The sequence below is a fragment of the Pseudomonas sp. MPFS genome (assembly GCF_022537035.1).
In the GTDB taxonomy this organism is placed as follows: domain Bacteria; phylum Pseudomonadota; class Gammaproteobacteria; order Pseudomonadales; family Pseudomonadaceae; genus Aquipseudomonas; species Aquipseudomonas sessilinigenes.
In genome coordinates this window covers 4,616,376-4,633,668 of sequence record NZ_CP066123.1, presented here as the reverse complement: position 1 = coordinate 4,633,668, position 17,293 = coordinate 4,616,376, and the positions used below count along the sequence as shown (strand labels likewise).

At 62.7% G+C, this 17,293-nt stretch carries 20 protein-coding genes; 9 read left to right on the top strand and 11 right to left on the bottom strand.

Annotated features, from left to right (window positions below; translation table 11 throughout):
- Window positions 1-31 precede the first annotated feature (31 nt).
- The 5 genes from I9018_RS21240 to I9018_RS21220 form a co-directional block, all read right to left on the bottom strand.
- A complete protein-coding gene (locus I9018_RS21240) occupies window positions 32-997 on the bottom strand; it encodes a LysR substrate-binding domain-containing protein (RefSeq protein ID WP_241107428.1) in 966 nt (321 codons plus the stop codon).
- A gap of 205 nt (window positions 998-1,202) precedes the next feature.
- A complete protein-coding gene (gene yegQ / locus I9018_RS21235) occupies window positions 1,203-2,528 on the bottom strand; it encodes a tRNA 5-hydroxyuridine modification protein YegQ (protein WP_241107427.1) in 1,326 nt (441 codons plus the stop codon).
- 122 nt (window positions 2,529-2,650) lie between these two features.
- Window positions 2,651-2,833, bottom strand: coding sequence for a hypothetical protein (locus tag I9018_RS21230; RefSeq protein WP_241107426.1), 183 nt, complete (start codon window positions 2,831-2,833; stop codon window positions 2,651-2,653).
- A gap of 115 nt (window positions 2,834-2,948) precedes the next feature.
- Window positions 2,949-3,143 carry a hypothetical protein gene (locus I9018_RS21225; RefSeq protein WP_011062291.1) on the bottom strand — a complete coding sequence of 65 codons (195 nt, stop codon included), beginning with the start codon at window positions 3,141-3,143 and terminating at the stop codon, window positions 2,949-2,951.
- Window positions 3,144-3,392: 249 nt separating this feature from the next.
- Complete coding sequence (locus tag I9018_RS21220) at window positions 3,393-3,749, bottom strand: hypothetical protein (RefSeq protein WP_068582912.1); 357 nt, start codon at window positions 3,747-3,749, stop codon at window positions 3,393-3,395.
- 254 nt (window positions 3,750-4,003) lie between these two features.
- On the opposite strand from I9018_RS21220, the gene I9018_RS21215 reads away from it, so the two are divergent.
- A complete protein-coding gene (locus I9018_RS21215; RefSeq protein ID WP_068582915.1) occupies window positions 4,004-4,822 on the top strand; it encodes a shikimate 5-dehydrogenase in 819 nt (272 codons plus the stop codon).
- Window positions 4,823-4,891: 69 nt separating this feature from the next.
- Here I9018_RS21215 and I9018_RS21210 read toward each other — a convergent pair whose 3' ends face one another.
- Window positions 4,892-5,542: a DUF480 domain-containing protein gene (locus I9018_RS21210; RefSeq protein WP_241107425.1), complete on the bottom strand. Its 651-nt coding sequence runs from the start codon at window positions 5,540-5,542 to the stop codon at window positions 4,892-4,894.
- Window positions 5,543-5,775: 233 nt separating this feature from the next.
- Window positions 5,776-8,283: an alpha/beta hydrolase fold domain-containing protein gene (locus I9018_RS21205; RefSeq protein ID WP_241107424.1), complete on the bottom strand. Its 2,508-nt coding sequence runs from the start codon at window positions 8,281-8,283 to the stop codon at window positions 5,776-5,778.
- 163 nt (window positions 8,284-8,446) lie between these two features.
- Between I9018_RS21205 and I9018_RS21200 the strand changes: the two genes are divergently transcribed.
- From I9018_RS21200 to I9018_RS21190, 3 genes are all read left to right on the top strand, one after another.
- Window positions 8,447-9,097, top strand: a complete 651-nt coding sequence (locus I9018_RS21200; protein WP_241107423.1) for an AraC family transcriptional regulator ligand-binding domain-containing protein — start codon at window positions 8,447-8,449, stop codon at window positions 9,095-9,097.
- Complete coding sequence (locus tag I9018_RS21195; RefSeq protein ID WP_241107422.1) at window positions 9,010-9,474, top strand: helix-turn-helix transcriptional regulator; 465 nt, start codon at window positions 9,010-9,012, stop codon at window positions 9,472-9,474. The genes I9018_RS21200 and I9018_RS21195 overlap by 88 nt, the downstream gene beginning before the upstream one ends.
- Before the next feature lie 71 nt (window positions 9,475-9,545).
- The gene (locus I9018_RS21190) at window positions 9,546-10,055 is read left to right on the top strand and encodes a DUF1993 domain-containing protein (RefSeq protein WP_068582925.1); all 510 of its coding nucleotides are present in this window, start codon (window positions 9,546-9,548) and stop codon (window positions 10,053-10,055) included.
- Window positions 10,056-10,131: 76 nt separating this feature from the next.
- Here the strand turns inward: I9018_RS21190 and sstT are convergent, their stop codons facing one another.
- Entirely contained in the window at window positions 10,132-11,364 is a 1,233-nt protein-coding gene (gene sstT, locus I9018_RS21185; protein WP_068582928.1) for a serine/threonine transporter SstT, read from the bottom strand.
- Window positions 11,365-11,710: 346 nt separating this feature from the next.
- Between sstT and I9018_RS21180 the strand changes: the two genes are divergently transcribed.
- Complete coding sequence (locus I9018_RS21180; protein WP_241107421.1) at window positions 11,711-12,868, top strand: MFS transporter; 1,158 nt, start codon at window positions 11,711-11,713, stop codon at window positions 12,866-12,868.
- Here the strand turns inward: I9018_RS21180 and nhaR are convergent, their stop codons facing one another.
- Window positions 12,869-13,774 (bottom strand): transcriptional activator NhaR, encoded by a 906-nt coding sequence (nhaR, locus tag I9018_RS21175; RefSeq protein WP_068582933.1) that lies wholly within the window; start codon window positions 13,772-13,774, stop codon window positions 12,869-12,871.
- A 134-nt stretch (window positions 13,775-13,908) separates the two neighbouring features.
- On the opposite strand from nhaR, the gene I9018_RS21170 reads away from it, so the two are divergent.
- Together I9018_RS21170 and I9018_RS21165 are read left to right on the top strand one after the other, a co-directional pair.
- Window positions 13,909-14,157 (top strand): hypothetical protein, encoded by a 249-nt coding sequence (locus tag I9018_RS21170; RefSeq protein ID WP_068582935.1) that lies wholly within the window; start codon window positions 13,909-13,911, stop codon window positions 14,155-14,157.
- Between the two features lie 30 nt (window positions 14,158-14,187).
- On the top strand, window positions 14,188-14,943 hold the full coding sequence (locus tag I9018_RS21165; RefSeq protein WP_068582938.1) for a TerC family protein: 756 nt from the start codon (window positions 14,188-14,190) through the stop codon (window positions 14,941-14,943).
- Between the two features lie 76 nt (window positions 14,944-15,019).
- Here I9018_RS21165 and I9018_RS21160 read toward each other — a convergent pair whose 3' ends face one another.
- Window positions 15,020-15,190 carry a hypothetical protein gene (locus I9018_RS21160; RefSeq protein ID WP_164487336.1) on the bottom strand — a complete coding sequence of 57 codons (171 nt, stop codon included), beginning with the start codon at window positions 15,188-15,190 and terminating at the stop codon, window positions 15,020-15,022.
- A 224-nt stretch (window positions 15,191-15,414) separates the two neighbouring features.
- Between I9018_RS21160 and I9018_RS21155 the strand changes: the two genes are divergently transcribed.
- Window positions 15,415-16,089 carry a peptidase C39 family protein gene (locus I9018_RS21155; RefSeq protein WP_241110185.1) on the top strand — a complete coding sequence of 225 codons (675 nt, stop codon included), beginning with the start codon at window positions 15,415-15,417 and terminating at the stop codon, window positions 16,087-16,089.
- Window positions 16,090-16,145: 56 nt separating this feature from the next.
- On the opposite strand, the gene pbpG is transcribed toward I9018_RS21155, so the two are convergent.
- Window positions 16,146-17,084: a D-alanyl-D-alanine endopeptidase gene (gene pbpG, locus I9018_RS21150; protein ID WP_241107420.1), complete on the bottom strand. Its 939-nt coding sequence runs from the start codon at window positions 17,082-17,084 to the stop codon at window positions 16,146-16,148.
- Window positions 17,085-17,102: 18 nt separating this feature from the next.
- On the opposite strand from pbpG, the gene I9018_RS21145 reads away from it, so the two are divergent.
- Window positions 17,103-17,285, top strand: a complete 183-nt coding sequence (locus I9018_RS21145; RefSeq protein WP_241107419.1) for a hypothetical protein — start codon at window positions 17,103-17,105, stop codon at window positions 17,283-17,285.
- The last annotated feature ends 8 nt before the right edge of the window (window positions 17,286-17,293 follow it).

Here is a 17,293-nt window from a genome sequence, read left to right as displayed (position 1 = left end):
TTGCAGACGATCGAGGTATGGGCAGGGTTGCCTAGGGCAGGGGGGATGGGACGCTGCTTACCAGGTTCAACAAGGGCAGGAAGTTACGCAGCGGGGCGCTGCTGGTGCCTGCCAGCCAGGCCGCGCTCAGTGGCGAAAACAGCGGGTTGTCGCGGATAGCCAGGAAGACGATGCCCTGGCGTAACTCGGCCCCGACGCTCTGCGGCACGAAGGTCAGTCCCACCCCGGCCCGGGTCAGGCCCAGGGCGGCCTGCAGGTTCTCGACGTGCTGCACCAGGTGCAGGTGTACGCCGAGCCGTTCCAGGGTGCTCTGGATCAGGTCGGTCAGGCTGGGCAGCGGGAAGCGCGGGTAGAGTACGGTTCGTTCCTGGTCCAGGTCCTGGATCGCGATGTCTTCGCGGCCTGCCAGGCGATGGCTTGTCGGTACGGCCACCACCAGCGGCTCCTGGAGCAACAGGCGTTGCTGAAATGCCGGGTCGTCCTCCAGGGCCGGGCGGGCCAGCCCCAGGTCGATATCACGCGCCAGCAGCGCCGGGCCAATCTGTGCCGCCAGCAGTTCCCTGAACTCCAGCTCCACGCCTGGATAACATTGGCGGAACAGGCCGAGCAGCTCCGGCAGTTTGTTGTACATGACCGAACCGGCGAAACCGATGGACAGCCGCCCACCATGGCCTTCGGCGAGTTCGCGGACCTCCCTGACACTGGACTGGACATCGTCGAGGATGCCCCGGACCTTGAGCAGGAATTGCCGGCCGGCCGCGGTCAGGCGCAAGGGGCGGCCCTGGCGCTCGAACAGGACGACTCCCAGGTCTTCTTCCAATTGCTTGATCTGTTGGCTGAGGGGCGGCTGTGCCATGTGCAACTTCGCGGCGGCCCGAGTGAAGCTCAGCTCTTCGGCCACGGCCTTGAAATAGCGCAGGTGGCGCAATTCCAGCCGTTGCTCCATGGGTTTGGCCGGCGCTTCTGCGGCGGGGCGGGGCACGATGGTGTCGGGCATGAGCACAACATTCCTGGGCAGTGGTCGTTGTTGTTCTGCAACGCTGGCACGGTTTGGTGTTCCGTGAGCCATGCGTTTTCGAGCCAAGCATATCCAGCCCAGCGCGCCCAGTGCGAGCCTGGCGTGGGAAATCGGTGTGCGTCTGGTGGCGTGAGCGCCGCCGGCTAGCGGCCGGCGGCACCCTGAAGGGGTCGACGAGAGGGGCTCAAGCGCCGATGTCGCGCATCAACAGGCCGAAACGCAGGTCCACCTGGTCGGGGATCGGCAGGTAGACGGTATGGCCATCCCCCGGTGCGACTTCGATGGCCTGGCCCTGGATGTTCTGCAGTTCGTGCAGGTCGAAGTGGAAATTGCCCTTGGGGGTCATCAATTCCATGTGGTCGCCCAGGGCGAAGCGGTTCTTCACCTTCACTTCTGCCAGGCGGTCACGGCGCTCTCCGGTAAGCTCGCCGACGAACTGCTGGCGCTCCGAGACCGAGCTGCCGTTCTGGTAGTTCTGGTACTCGTCGTGCACATGGCGGCGCAGGAAACCCTCGGTATAGCCACGCTGGGCCAGGGACTCCAGATCGTTCATCAGGCTGCGGTCGAATTCGCGCCCGGCGGCGGCATCATCGATGGCCCGGCGATAGACCTGGGTGGTACGTGCGCAATAGAAGTGGGATTTGGTGCGGCCCTCGATCTTCAGTGAATGCACGCCCATGCGGGTCAGGCGGGCTACGTGCTGCACGGCCCGCAGGTCCTTGGCGTTCATGATGTAGGTGCCGTGTTCGTCTTCGAAGGCTGGCATCAGCTCATCCGGGCGGTTGGCTTCGCTGAGCAGGAAGACCTGCTCGGTGGGCGCCCCAAGGCCCAGGGTCGGCTCGGGTTCACAGGTCTGGACGATGTCTCCGAGATTGTCCTGGGTGGCCGGCTCGGCCTTGTATTTCCAGCGACAGGCATTGGTGCAGGTACCCTGGTTGGCATCGCGCTTGTTCATGTAGCCCGAGAGCAGGCAGCGGCCGGAGTAGGCCATGCACAGCGCGCCATGGACGAAGACTTCCAGTTCCATGCCCGGCACTTGCTGGCGGATCTCCTCGATCTCTTCCAGCGACAGTTCCCGGGACAGGATGATCCGGCTCAGGCCCTGCTGCTGCCAGAACTCGACGCTGGCCCAATTCACCGTATTGGCCTGGACCGAGAGGTGGATGGGCATGGCCGGAAAGTGTCGGCGCACGAGCATGATCAGGCCGGGGTCGGACATGATCAGTGCATCGGGAGCCATTTCGATGACCGGAGCCAGGTCCTTGAGGAAGGTCTTGAGCTTGGCATTGTGCGGGGCGATGTTGACCACCACGTAGAAGCGCTTGCCCTGGGCCTGGGCCTCCTGGATGCCGAGCGCCAGGTTGGCGTGGTCGAATTCGTTGTTGCGTACCCGCAAGCTATAGCGCGGTTGCCCGGCGTATACCGCATCGGCGCCGTAGGCGAAGGCGTAGCGCATGTTCTTCAGGGTGCCGGCGGGAGCCAGGAGTTCGGGTTTGGCCAGGAGCGTCATGGGGCTGTCGATCGCAAAAGGTCGCGAGGGTAAGCCAGTGCTCGCTCGGGTTTATTGACCTGCGTCTATGCCTGGAGCAGAAAAAGCCTTGGGTGCGACGGTCATCCGGCCTCGTCGGTTGGCTAGGCGTGCAACACCCTGGTGTCGAGCTGGCGGGACAGGGCCTGGGCGGCGGGCAGGGACATCAGCGGGCCGCTGATGGTTTCGCCATCGCGTACCAAGTACCAGCAGGCGAGCAACCCCATGGCCCTCAGTGGGGCGGGGACGGCGCTGCCGACGACGGACATGATCTGGTGCTTGTACATGGGAACCTCCTTTTGCGTGGGGGTTACCTTACAAAGCGCCCAGTGCTACGAAAAATCACCCTGGTCGATAGTGGACATCGATTGGGCGCAGGTGATGATCGGCAACAGGTCGCGCTCAGTCCACGACCTGGTCGAGCATATGCAGCACTTCCTGTTCGTTGAGCAGGCCCTTGCGCACCAGGTTTTGTGCCAGCAGCGAGAGGAACTTGGCGCTGCGATGGCCTTCCAGGTGCTTGAGTTCGGTCAGGGCGTCATAGACCCGGCTGGAAGTGCAGAGGCCGGCAACGCGGTGCGGATTTTGCGTAGGCATGGGGGGCGTCCTTGTTGTTATGGGCCTTGGATGATCGGACTGGATCGATCTTGCAGCCCGCAAATGACACAAACATGACAATCCCGTGTCGAGCTGGGCGGCCTTGGGATCGGCACACTATTGCCGGATTTAAACGCAAGTACTGTTCCAGTCACGACATCTTCCAGAATTATTCAGACATCTGGCTGATGGCAGAATGCAACAGGCCCCGCTTGTGGGGCGGGGCCTGTCGTTTGATCCTGCTGTCGCTTACCAGCGACCGGGGCCGTAGTAGTAATGCGGGTGGCCATAGTAGCCACGGGGTGGTCCGTAGTAGACCGGTGCCGGGCGGTAGTACACCGGTTGTTGCACATAGACCGGTGCCGGCTGGTAGTAGACCGGAGGGGGCGGCGGGGCGGCGTACACCGGCGCCGGTTGCACATACACCGGTGCCTGCTGTACGTAGACGGGGCGATCCTGGTTGGCGATCACCGAACCCACGACGGCAGCGCCGACAACAGCACCCAATGCAGCGGGGCCGACCCAGCCACCACCGTGGGCGGATGCCTGGCCTGCGACAGCGAGTGCACCCATGAGCAGGGCTATCTTTGGGATTTTGGAGATCATGGTTTTTCCTCGGTTCAACCCCTGCGTTTATGGTCTGCACCAGACCCAAGAACTGACGCGGGGATACTTCTAAGACAGCGGTTATCGCAAATTCTGCACAGTCGCTGAGTAAATGTTGTGTAAGGTCTGTACCGGTCTCTTTACCGTTATCCCTGGACGGTTCGAGGCCGTTGAACAAGCGCCGATATGATCAGGCACAAGCGGGGTGGCTGGCCAATCCCGTCTATCCGAAAGTGCCAAGCGAGGAGATGAAGATGCAAATGAACCCCAATAAAGACACCCAGTTGTGCATGTCGTTGTCCGGGCGTCCGGGGAACTTCGGCCTGCGCTTTCACAACCACTTGTATGAACAATTGGGGCTGAACTTCTACTACAAGGCCTTCAGCAGCCAGGACCTGCCGGGTGCGGTCCGTGGAATCCGTGCATTGGGCATTCGTGGCTGCGGCGTTTCCATGCCGTTCAAGGAGGATTGCATCGCCCTGGTGGATGAGCTGGATGCATCGGCCCAGGCCATTGCCTCGATCAATACCATCGTCAACACCAATGGCCACTTGAAGGCCTACAACACCGACTACATTGCCGTGGCGCAGTTGCTGGCGGCCCATGCCGTGCCCAGGACGTGCAGTTTCGCCTTGCGTGGCAGTGGTGGCATGGCCAAGGCCGTGGCCAGTGCCTTGCGCGATGGGGGTTATGACAACGGTGTGATCGTTGCTCGCAACGAGGTGGCCGGGCGTGCCCTGGCCAGCTCCCTGGGCTATCGGTGGCAAGCCGAACTGGGGGCGCTGCGGCCGCAGATGCTGGTCAATGTCACGCCGATCGGCATGAGCGGCGGGCCCGAAGCCCAGCAGCTGGCCTTTGAGGCCGAGGCGATCGCCGCGGCGGACACGGTGTTCGATGTGGTGGCGATCCCGGCCGAAACACCGTTGATCGTACAGGCCCGGGCCCAGGGCAAGCGGGTGATCACCGGGTTGGAAGTGATCGCCATCCAGGCGCTGGAGCAGTTCGTGTTGTACACCGGCGTGCGTCCCAGCCAGGAGCAGTTCCAGAAGGCCGTGGCCTACGCCCGGGCCTGATCCCCGGCACAACGGGTGCAGGCCACCGAAGGCCTGCGCCCTTGGCGCCGCCTTCGGTTTGTTGACGGTCTAGCCTTCGAGGCGAGCCAGGCGCTCCTCGAGGGCGGCGATCCGCGCCTCCAGTTCCTCGATGCGTTCCAGGGCGACTGCGCCACCGGTGCTGCGCTCCACCGGGCTGCCGCGGGCGGCGAGAATGGCTTCGATCTCCGCGCGGTCGCCCAGGGCGTGGGTGTAGCGATCCTCGCGTTGGCCGGACTGGCGCGGCAGATGCAGGGCCAGGCCCCGGGCCACCAGGCGTTCGAGCTGATGCAGCACTTGCTCGGCATCTTCGAAGTCATGCATGCGCCCGCTGCGGGTCAGCAGTTCGTTCACGGTCTGCGGGCCCCGCAGGAACATCAGGCCGCACAGGATCAATTGCGCTGGCACCAGTTCCAGGGCCTTGTCCAGGCGCTGCTCCCAGCGGTCGGCGCGACTGCCCATCACCAGGCGGGTAAAACCTTGGGCTTCCAGGGTCCGCAGGCTCTGGCCGACTTGTCCCTGGGTCAGGTTCATCACCGGCTCGCGGCTGGTCTTCTGGTTGCAGGCGATCACCAGGGCATTGAGGGTCAGGGGATAGGTTTCCGCACTGGTGGCCTGTTTTTCGATCAATGAGCCCAGGATGCGGATTTCGGCATTGCCAAGGCGCAGTGCTTCGCTGGGAGTTTCGTGTTCGCTGCTCATGAGTACAGGTCCCTTGGTAACTGATGGAGAGAGGCGCGGCGACCCCAGCCTGTGGGGTTGGGTGGGCTGGGCGGTCCATGGCCGTGGTGGCCGGTTGCGAGGGGCTCTGTTTTACCTGTAGAAGCGGCCCCTGGCCATCAGAACTTGGTTACACGGGGTGCTGGCGCCTCCAAGGGCGCGTGGTCGTGCCTTAAAAAAAGCCGCGCCCCTGGCCAGGGGCGCGCGAATGGGCGTCATGGCGTCGGCAGGGTTTGTGCCTTGGGCGCCCGGTCTTGTGCGCTGGTGTCTGTACTGTCCCGCTTCAGGCATTGGCGGGCAAAGCGGGCGAGGTCGCGCAGGGCGGCCCTGGCCGAACGCAGGTAGAAGGCCTGCAACTGGAAGACATGCCAACGGCCTTCGTGGATCTGCAACTGACAAGGCACCGCCGATGCCCTGGCGCGTTCGGCCAGGCGTGTGGAATCGGACAGCAGCACCTCCTGGTCGCCGACCTGGATCAGCATCGGCGGCAACCCTCGCAGGTCGGCTTCCAGGGGGCGGTGCAGCAGCGTCTGTGGCGTTGCGGCATAGGCCTGCAAGGCCTGCTCCAGCCAGTCGCGGCGGATCATCGGGTCCGTGGCCTGGCGGCTTTGCATGCTGACGCCGGCCAGCGTCGGATCGGTCACCGGCGAGAGCAGCAGCAAGCCGGCGGCAATGCCCTCGCCGCGCTCCTTCAAGGCCAGGGCCAGTGCCAGGGCCAGGGCACCGCCGGCGGAGTCCCCGGCAATCAGCAGCCGCTCTACCGGGTAGCCCTGGGCGCGGATGGCGTCGTAGCAGGCCAGGCAGTCCTCCAGCGCAGCAGGGTAGGGATGCTCCGGGGCCAGCCGGTAATCCGGTGCCCATACCGCGCAGCCGCTTTCTTTGGCCAGTCGGCTGGTGATGCTGTAGTGGGTGTCGGGGCTGCCAAGGCAGAAGGCGCCGCCGTGCAGGTAGAGGATGACCCCTTTGGCGGCGCTGGCCTTGGGTTCGACGATCTGTAGTGCCATATGTCCCAGCCGGCTGCGGTGACGGTTCACTCCCCAACCTCCAGGCATCAGCCTGGACAGGCCGGCAACGATCTTGCGCTGGCTGGCCAGAAGCCGGGGCGGGCCGATCAAGGCCCTGAAGCTGGCCCGCAGGAAGAGTCGCAGGAAGGCCGCATTGCCTCGTTCCAGCCAATCCCCGGGGGCCGCTATTCGTTGCCCGTCGGTTGCTCGGTCGCCATCCAGGGGGCTGGAGAACTGGTAGGCCGCCAGCCCGGCATGGCGGGTCTGCCAGCGATAGCTCCAGGTGAAACCCGGCCAGTTGGTGCTGTTGTGGCCGTTCGGGTCTACGTACCAGCTCTGGCACCCGCTCCATACCGAGGTGGCCAGGCGCCGCTGGATTCGTTGTTGGAAGCGCTGGTGGGATTGTGGGTCCACCTCCAGGGTCCGGGCGGTATTGGCCAGGAGCGCACGGCGAGCCTTCATCACGTGGGATATCTGGCTTTCGAGCATGTAGATGATGGAGTTGTGCCCCAGGTTGGTGTTGGGGCCGTAGAGCATGAAGAAGTTGGGGAAGCCCGGCACGCTCAGTCCCAGGTAGGCGGCAGCACCTTGCTGCCAGGCCTGGTTGAGATCTTGCCCTAGGCGTCCGGTGATGCGCATGGGCGAGAGAAACTCGGTGGCGGCGAAGCCGGTGCCATAGATGATGGCGTCTACTTCGTGCCGTTGGCCGTCCAGGGTCTCGATGCCTTGTTCGGTGATTCGCTTGATGCCTTGGGTCAGCAGTTCGACATGGGGCTTGTCGAAGGTGGCCAGGTAGTCGTTGGACAGCAGGATGCGCTTGCAGCCGATGGGATAGTCCGGGGTCATCTGGCGTCGCAGTTCGGGGCTGGACACCGAGGCCTTCAGCAGTTTCTGGAAAGGTATGCCGACGGCCCAGCGGGTCAGGCCTTGCAGGCGGGTGAAGCCCAGGGCGCGGGATTCGAAATGCAGGTAGTGAGCCGCGCGTACCAGCTTCATCCACAGGGGATGGCGGGCAAAGCGTTGCAGTTCTTCTGGCCTGTAGGGGCGATCGGCCTTGGGCATGATGTAGGCCGGCGAGCGCTGGAAGACCTTGAGCGTCGCGACCTGATCGGCAATCTGTGGCACGAACTGGATGGCCGAGGCTCCGGTACCGATCACCGCGACCCGCTTGCCGGCCAGGGGATAGTGATGATCCCAGTGGGCGGAGTGGAACACATGACCGGTGAAGCTCTCCATGCCTGGCAGCCTGGGGAGGGCGGGGCGGCTCAGCTGGCCGGTGGCGCTGACCAGCAGCCGGCTCAGGTACGACTGGCCATTGCGGCAGCTGACTTTCCACAGGCACTGGCTGTCGTCGAATTCGGCATGGCTGACTTCGCTGTCGAACTGGATGTGGGGCAATAGGGCGTAGTGTCGGGCGCAGTGTTGCAGGTAGTCGTGGATCTCGGCCTGGGGCGCGAACACCCGGGACCAGTTGGGGTTGGGCTCGAAGGAAAACGAATACAGGTGCGAAGGCACGTCGCAGGCTGCTCCGGGGTAGGTGTTCTCGCGCCAGACGCCCCCGACGTCCTGGCCTTTTTCCAGGATGAGAAAGCGGCTGACCCCGGCCTTGCGCAGGGCAATGCCCATGCCCAGGCCGCCGAAGCCCGTGCCGATGATGATGGCTTCAAGGGGGATGCTGGAGTCGTGCTCCGGGTTCTTGGCAGTGATGGGTGCAGGCATGACGACCTCGTTGTTCTTGTTGTGTGGTGCGGTACCGCGCCCCTGGATCGAGAGTGCGGCGCCGATGGGGGTCAAGCATGGAGGCAATCGCTCATGGACCCCATGCTGCAACGTGACAAGTGCTTTAGTATTTGGGCCAAATCGTCACCGGATGAGTCAGCCCATGAGCATTCAGTCGTTCACTCGCGGACCTTCCAGCGCTTTGCTGCTGGTTAACTTCGGTCGTGAGCGGGGCCTGCCCCTGGCACGCCTGCTGGCGGGTTCGAGGCTGTCCATGGCGCAACTGCAGGACCCCAACAGTCTGTTGTCGGCGGCCCAGGAGTTGCGGCTGGTGGGTAATCTGCTGGAGTTGCTGGGGGATCCACCAGGGCTGGGCCACGAAGTAGGGCTGCGCTATCACTTTTCCACCTATGGCTTGTTCGGCTACGGCCTGATCAGCAGTGCGACCCCGGCGGATGCGTTGAGCCTGGCCTTGCGTTTCCTGCCGTTGACCTATGCCTTCGCCAGTATTGGTTATCACCAGGAGCCGGGGGTGGGCGTGTTGACCTTCGGTGAGCCGGCAGTGGCCGATGTCGCGCTGCAAAGCTTTCTGCTGGAGCGGGACATGGCGGCCGCGGCCGTGTTGATGAAGGAGATTGTCGGCGAGGATTTCCGCTTGCTGCGGATCACCCGTTGCGGTGCGCCGCCTGTGCACGGGGGGCTGGAGAGTCGCGGAAGATTTTCGGCGTGGGTCCCGAATATCGGGCGCAGAGCAACAGCCTGGTATTCGACCGGCGCTTGTTGCACCGCTCCTTGCCCCAGGCCAATCCGGTGACGGTATCGATGTGCGAACAGATGTGCAGGCAGCTGCTGGAGCAGCGGCAAATGCACCCGGGGGTGGTGGCCCAGGTGCGCCAGCATCTGGATGCGCTACCAGCGGGGGCCGTTGCGGACCTGCCAGCCATGGCTCGCCTGAACCGCACCAGCGTACGGACCTTGAAACGACGCTTGCAGGAGCAGGGCAGCAGCTATCGTCAATTGCTGGCCGAGCATCGGCGTCGCCAGGCCCTGGAACTGCTGGGCAATCCTGGCCTGAGCCTGACCCAGGTGGCGCAAAGGCTCGGCTTCAGCGACCTGTCGAGTTTCTCCCAGAGCTTCAAGCGCTGGTTCGGCGTCGCTCCAAGCCAGTATCGCCAGGGGCCGGGCGGATAAACCCACCCGGGCAATGGCTGCGGCTATAATCCTCGCGCGCTGTATTCCCACCACCTCTGATCGAGATTGTCATGACTATTTCCCTGTACGCCGCTTCCGTTCCTGTCTTCAAGCAAATGCTCAAGGCCCTGAGCGATGTACTGCACAAGGCCGAGGCCCATGCGACGGCCAAGGGTATCGAGCCCAATGCGCTGTTGCAGGCGCGCCTGTACCCGGACATGTTCCCGTTGGTGCGCCAGGTGCAGATCGCCGTGGACTTCGCCAAGGGCGTTTCGGCGCGCCTGGCCGAGGTCGAGCTGCCCAAGTACGACGACAGCGAGACCAGCTTCGCTGACCTGCAGGCGCTGCTGGCCAAGGTCCTGGCCTTTATCGATGGCATCCAGCCGTCCCAGGTCGACGGCAAGGAAGGCATCGAGATCGTCACCCGTCCGGGCACGCCGAAAGAGAAGCGCTTCAGCGGCCAGTCCTACCTGCTGACTTATGGCCTGCCGCAGTTCTTCTTCCATGTCACCACTGCCTACGCGATCTTGCGTCACAACGGCGTAGAGGTCGGCAAGCGTGACTACATGGGGGCATTCTGAGGCGTTAGCGCCTTTTCTGGATGAATGAAAAAAGCCCGGCCAGGGTCGACCTGGCCGGGCTTTTTCGTGCTGCGGATCAGGCCGAGGCTTGTGCCTTGTCTTCCTGGGCCATGCAGGCTGCTGCGGTGAAAAGCACGTCGGTGGAGGAGTTCAGTGCGGTTTCTGCCGAGTCTTGCAGGACGCCGATGATGAAGCCCACGGCCACCACTTGCATGGCGATCTCGCTGGGGATACCGAACAGGCTGCAAGCCAGGGGGATCAGCAGCAGCGAACCGCCGGCGACGCCGGAAGCGCCACAGGCACAGATCGCGGCCACCACGCTCAGCAGCACGGCGGTGGGCAGGTCCACGGCGATACCCAGGGTGTGCACGGCAGCCAGGGTCAGCACGGTGATGGTGATCGCCGCACCGGCCATGTTGATGGTGGCGCCCAGGGGAATGGATACCGAATAGGTATCCTCATGCAGGCCCAGGCGCTTGCTCAGCTCCAGATTGACCGGGATGTTGGCTGCCGAGCTGCGGGTGAAGAACGCGGTGATGCCGCTTTCGCGCAGGCAGGTCAGTACCAGCGGGAACGGGTTGCGGCGGATCTTCCAGTAGACGATCAGCGGGTTCATCACCAGGGCCACGAACAGCATGCAGCCGATCAGCACGGCCAGCAGGTGCAGGTAGCCGAGCAGCGCATCGAAGCCCGAAGTGGCCAGGGTCGAGGCCACCAGGCCGAAGATCCCCAGGGGCGCGAAGCGGATCACCACCCGCACGATCAGGGTGACGCCGTTGGACAGGTCCTCGAGCACGCTGCGGGTGGTTTCACCGGCATGGCGGATGGCCACGCCCATGCCGATGGCCCAGGCCAGGATGCCGATGAAGTTGGCGTTCATCAGGGCGCTGACCGGGTTGTCCACCACGCTCAGCAGCAGGCTTTGCAGCACTTCGCTGATGCCGCCCGGTGCGCTGATGGTCACGTCGTGGGTGGACAGCACCAGGGCAGAGGGGAACAGGGCGCTGGCGATCACGGCCACCACCGCGGCGGCGAAGGTGCCGAGCAGATAGAGGACCAGGATCGGGCGGATATGGGTTTCCTGGCCATGCTTGTGGTTGGCGATCGAGGCCATTACCAGCACGAATACCAGGATCGGTGCCACGGCCTTGAGCGCCGAGACGAACACTTTGCCGACGAAAGTGGTGGACTTGGCCACCTCAGGCGCCAGCAGTGCCAGGAGGATACCGGCAATCAGGCCGATGACGATCTGCGTCACCAGGCTCAGGCGCTTGAGGGATTGCAGGAAGGACGGTGGTGAAGCGTTCATAAACGGTATCTCTATTTTTTTAATGTGCAGTGCATGCAGCGACCCTGGGCCGGAAACTGACCCAAAGTGGAACCGCCACGCAAGGCCGCGGTCGGACAAGCAACAGGCAGGCAGGACGACCATCGAGTGTCGAGCCGCCTGTTTTGGGGGCAGGGGCGGACTTTATCACAGCAGGCCCGGCTTCCCGTGTGGATGTGACGATCTGCCACTTGCCGTGTCGATCAGTTGGATAACGCGGTTGCCTTGACCTGTATCCACTCTGTTAAGATTCGCCATCCCCATTTTTCCTATCCGGTCAGCGCGCCCTCCGGGCCGTCGCTGTCATCCGTCGTCGCTGGAGTTTTGCATGTTGTTTCCCATCCTGCTGTTATCGGCTGCGGGCTTTACCATCCTGACCACGGAATTCGTGATCGTTGGCCTGTTGCCAGCCATTGCCCGGGACTTGCAGGTCAGTGTGTCCCAGGCCGGCTTGCTGGTGACGCTGTTCGCCTTCACCGTCGCCGCCTTCGGTCCGTTCCTGACCGCTTACTGCGCGCGTTTTCCGCGCAAGCCGCTGTTCATCATCGTGCTGGTGCTGTTCGGGCTGTCCAATACCGTCGCCGCGATGGCACCGAACATCTGGGTGATGGCCCTGGCACGGCTGGTGCCGGCCTTGGGCTTGCCGGTGTTCTGGGCCCTGGCGAGCGAAACCGCGGTGGATATCGTCGGGCCGGACGAGGCCGGGCGGGCTATTTCCAAGATCGGTTTCGGCATCGTCTGTGCCACGGTATTCGGAATTCCCGTGGGGACCCTGATCGCCGATCTCTTCGGCTGGCGCAGTGCATTCGCCATCCTGGCGCTGGTGGCCTTTGCCAAGGCGCTGCTGTTGTATCTCTATCTGCCGAAGACTTCGGTGCACAACGAACAGGCCAGCCTGGGCTCGCAGTTCGCTATCCTGCGCAGTCCGCTGATGCAGGGGCATGTGCTGCTGTCGATCCTGGTATTCAGCGGTATGTTCACGGCCTACACCTACCTGGCGGATATCCTTGAGCGCCTGGCCGGTTTCAACGGCACGCTGGTGGGTTGGTGCCTGATGGGCTTCGGTGCGGTAGGCCTGATCGGCAACTCCCTGGGGGGGCGTTTTGTCGATCGCCATCCGCTGATTGCCTCGATGGTGTTCTGTGCCCTCATGATGGGGGGCATGGTGGCCCTGGTACCGAGCATTCATTCGACCCTGGGGCTGGCCGCGGCCATGGGTATCTGGGGCATGACCCAGGCGGCGATGTTCCTGGTCAGTCATGTGCGGATGATGAAGGCAGCCCCACAAGCTCCGGCTTTCGCCGCGTCCTTGAACATCGCCGGAGCCAATATCGGGGTCGGCCTGGGGGCGATGGTCGGCGGCCGGGTAATCGATACCCTGGGCCTGGGGCACCTGGGGTTCGCGGCGGCAGGCTTCATCCTGCTGTCGATTGCCCTGGCGCTGGTGTTGATGAAGGTGAAGGCGCCACAGGCCTGCGCTTCCTGATCAGTGGCCGAGGGGCGTGAACAGTTCCCGTCGCGCGCCCTCGGTAATGGCAACGATCCCGGGGTGCTTGACCTTGCGCTCCACGGTAATGGCATAGAACGATTCGGCCACGGCGTCGGTCTGGCCTATCAACTGCACGCCGTATTGCTGCTGGACTTCATCGGCAATCACGCTGGGGGCAATGAAGATCCCGCTGCCGGATTGGCCGAAGGCCTGCATCAGGGCGCTGTCGTCGAATTCACCGATGATTCGTGGTTGTAGCTGCTGTTCGGCGAACCAGCGCAACAGGCGGCTGCGGACCACGGTTTCCTGGCCGGGGATCAGCAAGGGGGCGCCATGCAGTCCTTGAGGGAAGTTGGCGCCGTGCAGGCGCGCCAGTTCCTGGGTGGCAAAGAAGCTGATTCCGCATTCCCCCAGTTTCTGGCTGTAGCCCTTGATATCCAGGTGGGGCGGCATCGGGCTATCGGAAATCACCAGGTCCAGGCGCTGGATGGCCAGGTCGGCCAGCAGGCGTTCGAGCTTGTCTTCGCGGCACGTGAGGCGGATCGGCTCGCTGAGCTCCATGGTCGGAGCGACCAGTCGATAGACGATGGACTTGGGCACCACGTCCGCGACCCCGACCCGGAACGGGATCTGCTGCTCGTCGGGACGGGCGCGGAGCATGGCTTGCAGTTCGTTACCGAGCTGGAACATCTGTTCGGCGTAGGGCAGGGCCTGGCGCCCGGCTTCGCTCAGTTCCAGCTGGCGCCCTACGCGGCGGAACAGTTCGACGCCATAGGTTTGCTCCAGCAGGCTGATCTGTCCGCTGATGGTTTGCGGGGTCAGGTTCAGCTGCTCGCAGGCCCGTACGATGCTGCCGGTCTTGGCTACAACCCAGAAGTAGTGCAGTTGGCGGTAGTTGAGCATGACGATTAACTATTCGTAAAAACCGAAGTATAGCTGCAATAAATACGAATTTTCCTGAACTGTTACGCTCCATAGAATGCCTCGCCATCGACAGGGCTCTCATTGGTCCTGTGCGTTCTATCGAGGAAATCGGCATGTCATTCAAACCCCTGGGCTCAGCTATCGTGCTGGCCCTGTCTATGCTGACCCTGGCGGGCTGCGAGCAGGCAGAAAAGAGTGCCCAGCAGGTGCTGGACAAGGCGGCACAGTCAGCCAAGCAAGCGATCGACGATACCCACAAGGCAGCAGAGCAAGCATTGAGCGATGCGGCTGGTAGTGGTGTCGGCAAGGACAAGAAAACCGATGACAGCGCCAAGCAGGCCGAGTCGTCCCAGGAAATCTGATCTTTCATGCAACCGAGTCGGGATTGACCCATGGATTACCTTTTACAGCTCGCCGCCAGCCCCACTGCCTGGGTGGCCCTGGCTACCTTGGTGGTGATGGAGATCGTGCTTGGCATCGATAACCTGATCTTTATCTCCATCCTTACCAATAAGTTGCCGGAGCAGCATCGAGCCAAGGCGCGGCGCCTGGGGATCGGCATGGCCCTGTTCATGCGCCTGGCGCTGCTGAGCACCGTGGCCTTTATCGTCCAGCTCACTGAGCCGGTGATCGAGGTGCTGGGGCAGAGCTTCTCCTGGAAGGACATGATCCTGATTGCCGGTGGCTTGTTCCTGGTGTGGAAGGCCACCACGGAAATTCACCACAGCATGGATTCCAAGCCAGAGGAGGAAAAAGTCGCGACTCCTGGCGTGGCGATTGGCTTTGCCGCTGCCATCGGCCAGATCCTGCTGCTGGACATGGTGTTTTCCATCGATAGCATCATCACTGCGGTGGGGATGACCGAGCACTTGCCGATCATGATCATTGCCGTGGTGGCATCGGTGATCGTGATGTTGCTGGCTGCCGAGCCGCTGGCCAAGTTCATCAATGACAACCCGACCATCGTGATGTTGGCCCTGGGCTTCCTGATCATGATCGGCATGACACTGATTGCCGAAGGTTTCGGCGCCCATGTGCCCAAGGGCTATGTCTATGCGGCGATGGCCTTCTCGGCGGCTATCGAATGCTTGAACATGCTGGCTCGTCGGGCCCGGGAAAAGCGCCAGGCCGCACAGTCCGAGGCTTGATCGCAGGATCTAGCCCACGGCAGACCGCCTGTGCTCCCTGGAGCCAGGCGGTCGTTTCATGGGGGGGCACGTTCGGTCAGTGAGCGGTCGCGGGATTTCGGTGCTCTTTCTCTGCTGGGGTGATGCTTGCGGGCGACTGCCGGGGCGGGTGATGGCGGCGGACGATGCGCAGTACGCCCCAGAGCATGGCACCGGCAACTGCCAGCCAGCCCAGGATCAGCATCAGGATCGTCGTTGTCAGGCTCATGTGTGCCTCCTTCCATACCCCTTGGCGGGGCACGATTCTTACTAGAAGACAGTCTAGTAGTCTCTGTGTTTCAGGCTATTGACCAATAGTCGAGAGTCCTCGAACAGTTCGCTCTATGGTTTTCGATTAACTGTCGTCAAACGCTATACCCCCGTCCTCAAGCGCCCTATGATCAGGGCCCCAGCCGGAAGAGGACTGCCCGGCGCCTGATATAGAGAGCAATGATGGTGCGGGTATTTCCTGGATTTCGAGCGGCGCTGCTGGCCAGTGCCTGTGTGTTGGGCCTTGTCGGTTGTACAGGCAGCGTGCAGCCGCAGATTCAGCGCCTGCCGGAGCGAGTGGAGCTCAACAGTGTGCCGTTCTTCAGTGGCGAGATGTATCAGAGCGGGCCGGGGGCCCTGGCCGGGATGCTGTCGCAACAGGGGATCGTGATCACCCCGGGGCTGCTGGACAAACCCCTGCACTTGCCGGGTGCCGAGGCACAACTGCCACAGAACATGCAAAAACTGGCCAGGGAATACGGCATGGTGGTTTATCCCCTGGATGACAACCTGCCTGCGCTGCTGGCCCAGGTTGCGGCAGGGTATCCAGTGATGGTGCGGTTCACCGAGGGGGCGGCATTCTGGGCGCAACCGCGCTACGCCGTACTGGCCGGCTATAACCGAGACAAGCAGACGGTGCTGCTGCGCGGGGCGAAGAGTCGCCGCCAGTTGATGGAGTTCGGTGCGTTCGAATCGGCCTGGAAGGACGCTGGCAGCTTTGCAGTCCTGATCCAGGCACCGAACCAGTTGCCAGCGGCCGTCGATCGCCAGCGTTGGCTGAAGGCCGCTGACGAATTGGCCCAGGCGGGCCAGGAGCAAGCGGCGGCACGGGCCACCAAGGCCTTGGACGGTCACTGATCGGTTGAACGCGACAACGGCGCCCATGGGCGCCGTTGTGATCATGCGAGGGGAGCTCAGTGGGATGCCTGGGTGGCTCCGGCCTGGCGGTTCTTGAGGTTTTTCTCCGCTTTGTAGCGCAAGGCTACGTCCGGTACCGAGCCGCTCTTGCCGGTTTCCACCCAGTTGCGGATTCGGCCGGCATCGGCGAAGTGCGTGTACTTGCCGAAGGCATCGAGAATCACCAGGGCTACCGGGCGATTGCTCATGCTGGTGACCAGCACCAGGCAATGGCCAGCCTGGTTGGTGAACCCGGTCTTGGTGATCTTGATGTCCCATTTTTCCTTGTTGACCAGGTGGTCGGTATTACGAAAGCCCAGCGTGTAGTTGGGTTTGCGAAATGCCACGGTCTTTTCCTTGGTGGTGCTCAACTCGCTCAGCAGGGGGTACTTGCGCGCTGCCACCAGTAGCTTGCTCAGGTCCCGTGCGGTGGAAACGTTATGGATCGAAAGGCCGGTGGGCTCCACATAGCGAGTGTGGGTCATGCCCAGGGACTTGGCTTTGGCGTTCATCGCCGCAATGAACGCGGCATAGCCCCCTGGGTAGTGATGGGCGAGGCTGGCGGCTGCACGGTTTTCCGAGGACATCAGGGCGATCAGCAGCATTTCCCGGCGGCTCAGTTCGCTGTTGAGTTTGACTCGAGAGAACACGCCCTTCATTTCCGGGGTGTCGCTGATGTTCACGGAAATGTATTCGTTCATGGGCAGCTTGGCGTCCAGCACCACCATGGCGGTCATGAGCTTGGTGACCGAAGCGATGGGGACCACGACGTCAGGGTTGCTGGAATAGATGACCTTGTTGGTTTGCAGGTCGAGCAGCAGGGCGCTACCAGAGGCGATGTGCAGTTGTGACGTGTCTCTTGGGACCGCGGTAGTTTCGGCGGCGTCGACGCTGTGCATGAGTAGGGTGCCGGACACAGCAAACAACAAGCTGAGGATGGAGAGACGAATTTTCACGCCGGTGGACTCGATAGAATGGATATGCCGTTTTGCAACGGGCTTTTTGGGAAAAACGTTACATTCTATGAGTATGGCGGAAGAACTGTCGATTGCTCTTCAGCAGTCAGCCGAAAACCCTTAAAAACCAAGAAAAAAACCGATTTTCTCCTGAACGGTAGTGCATTGTCGGTCTGGATCGAATGGCAGGCGCCGGGCTAGAAGTCGCC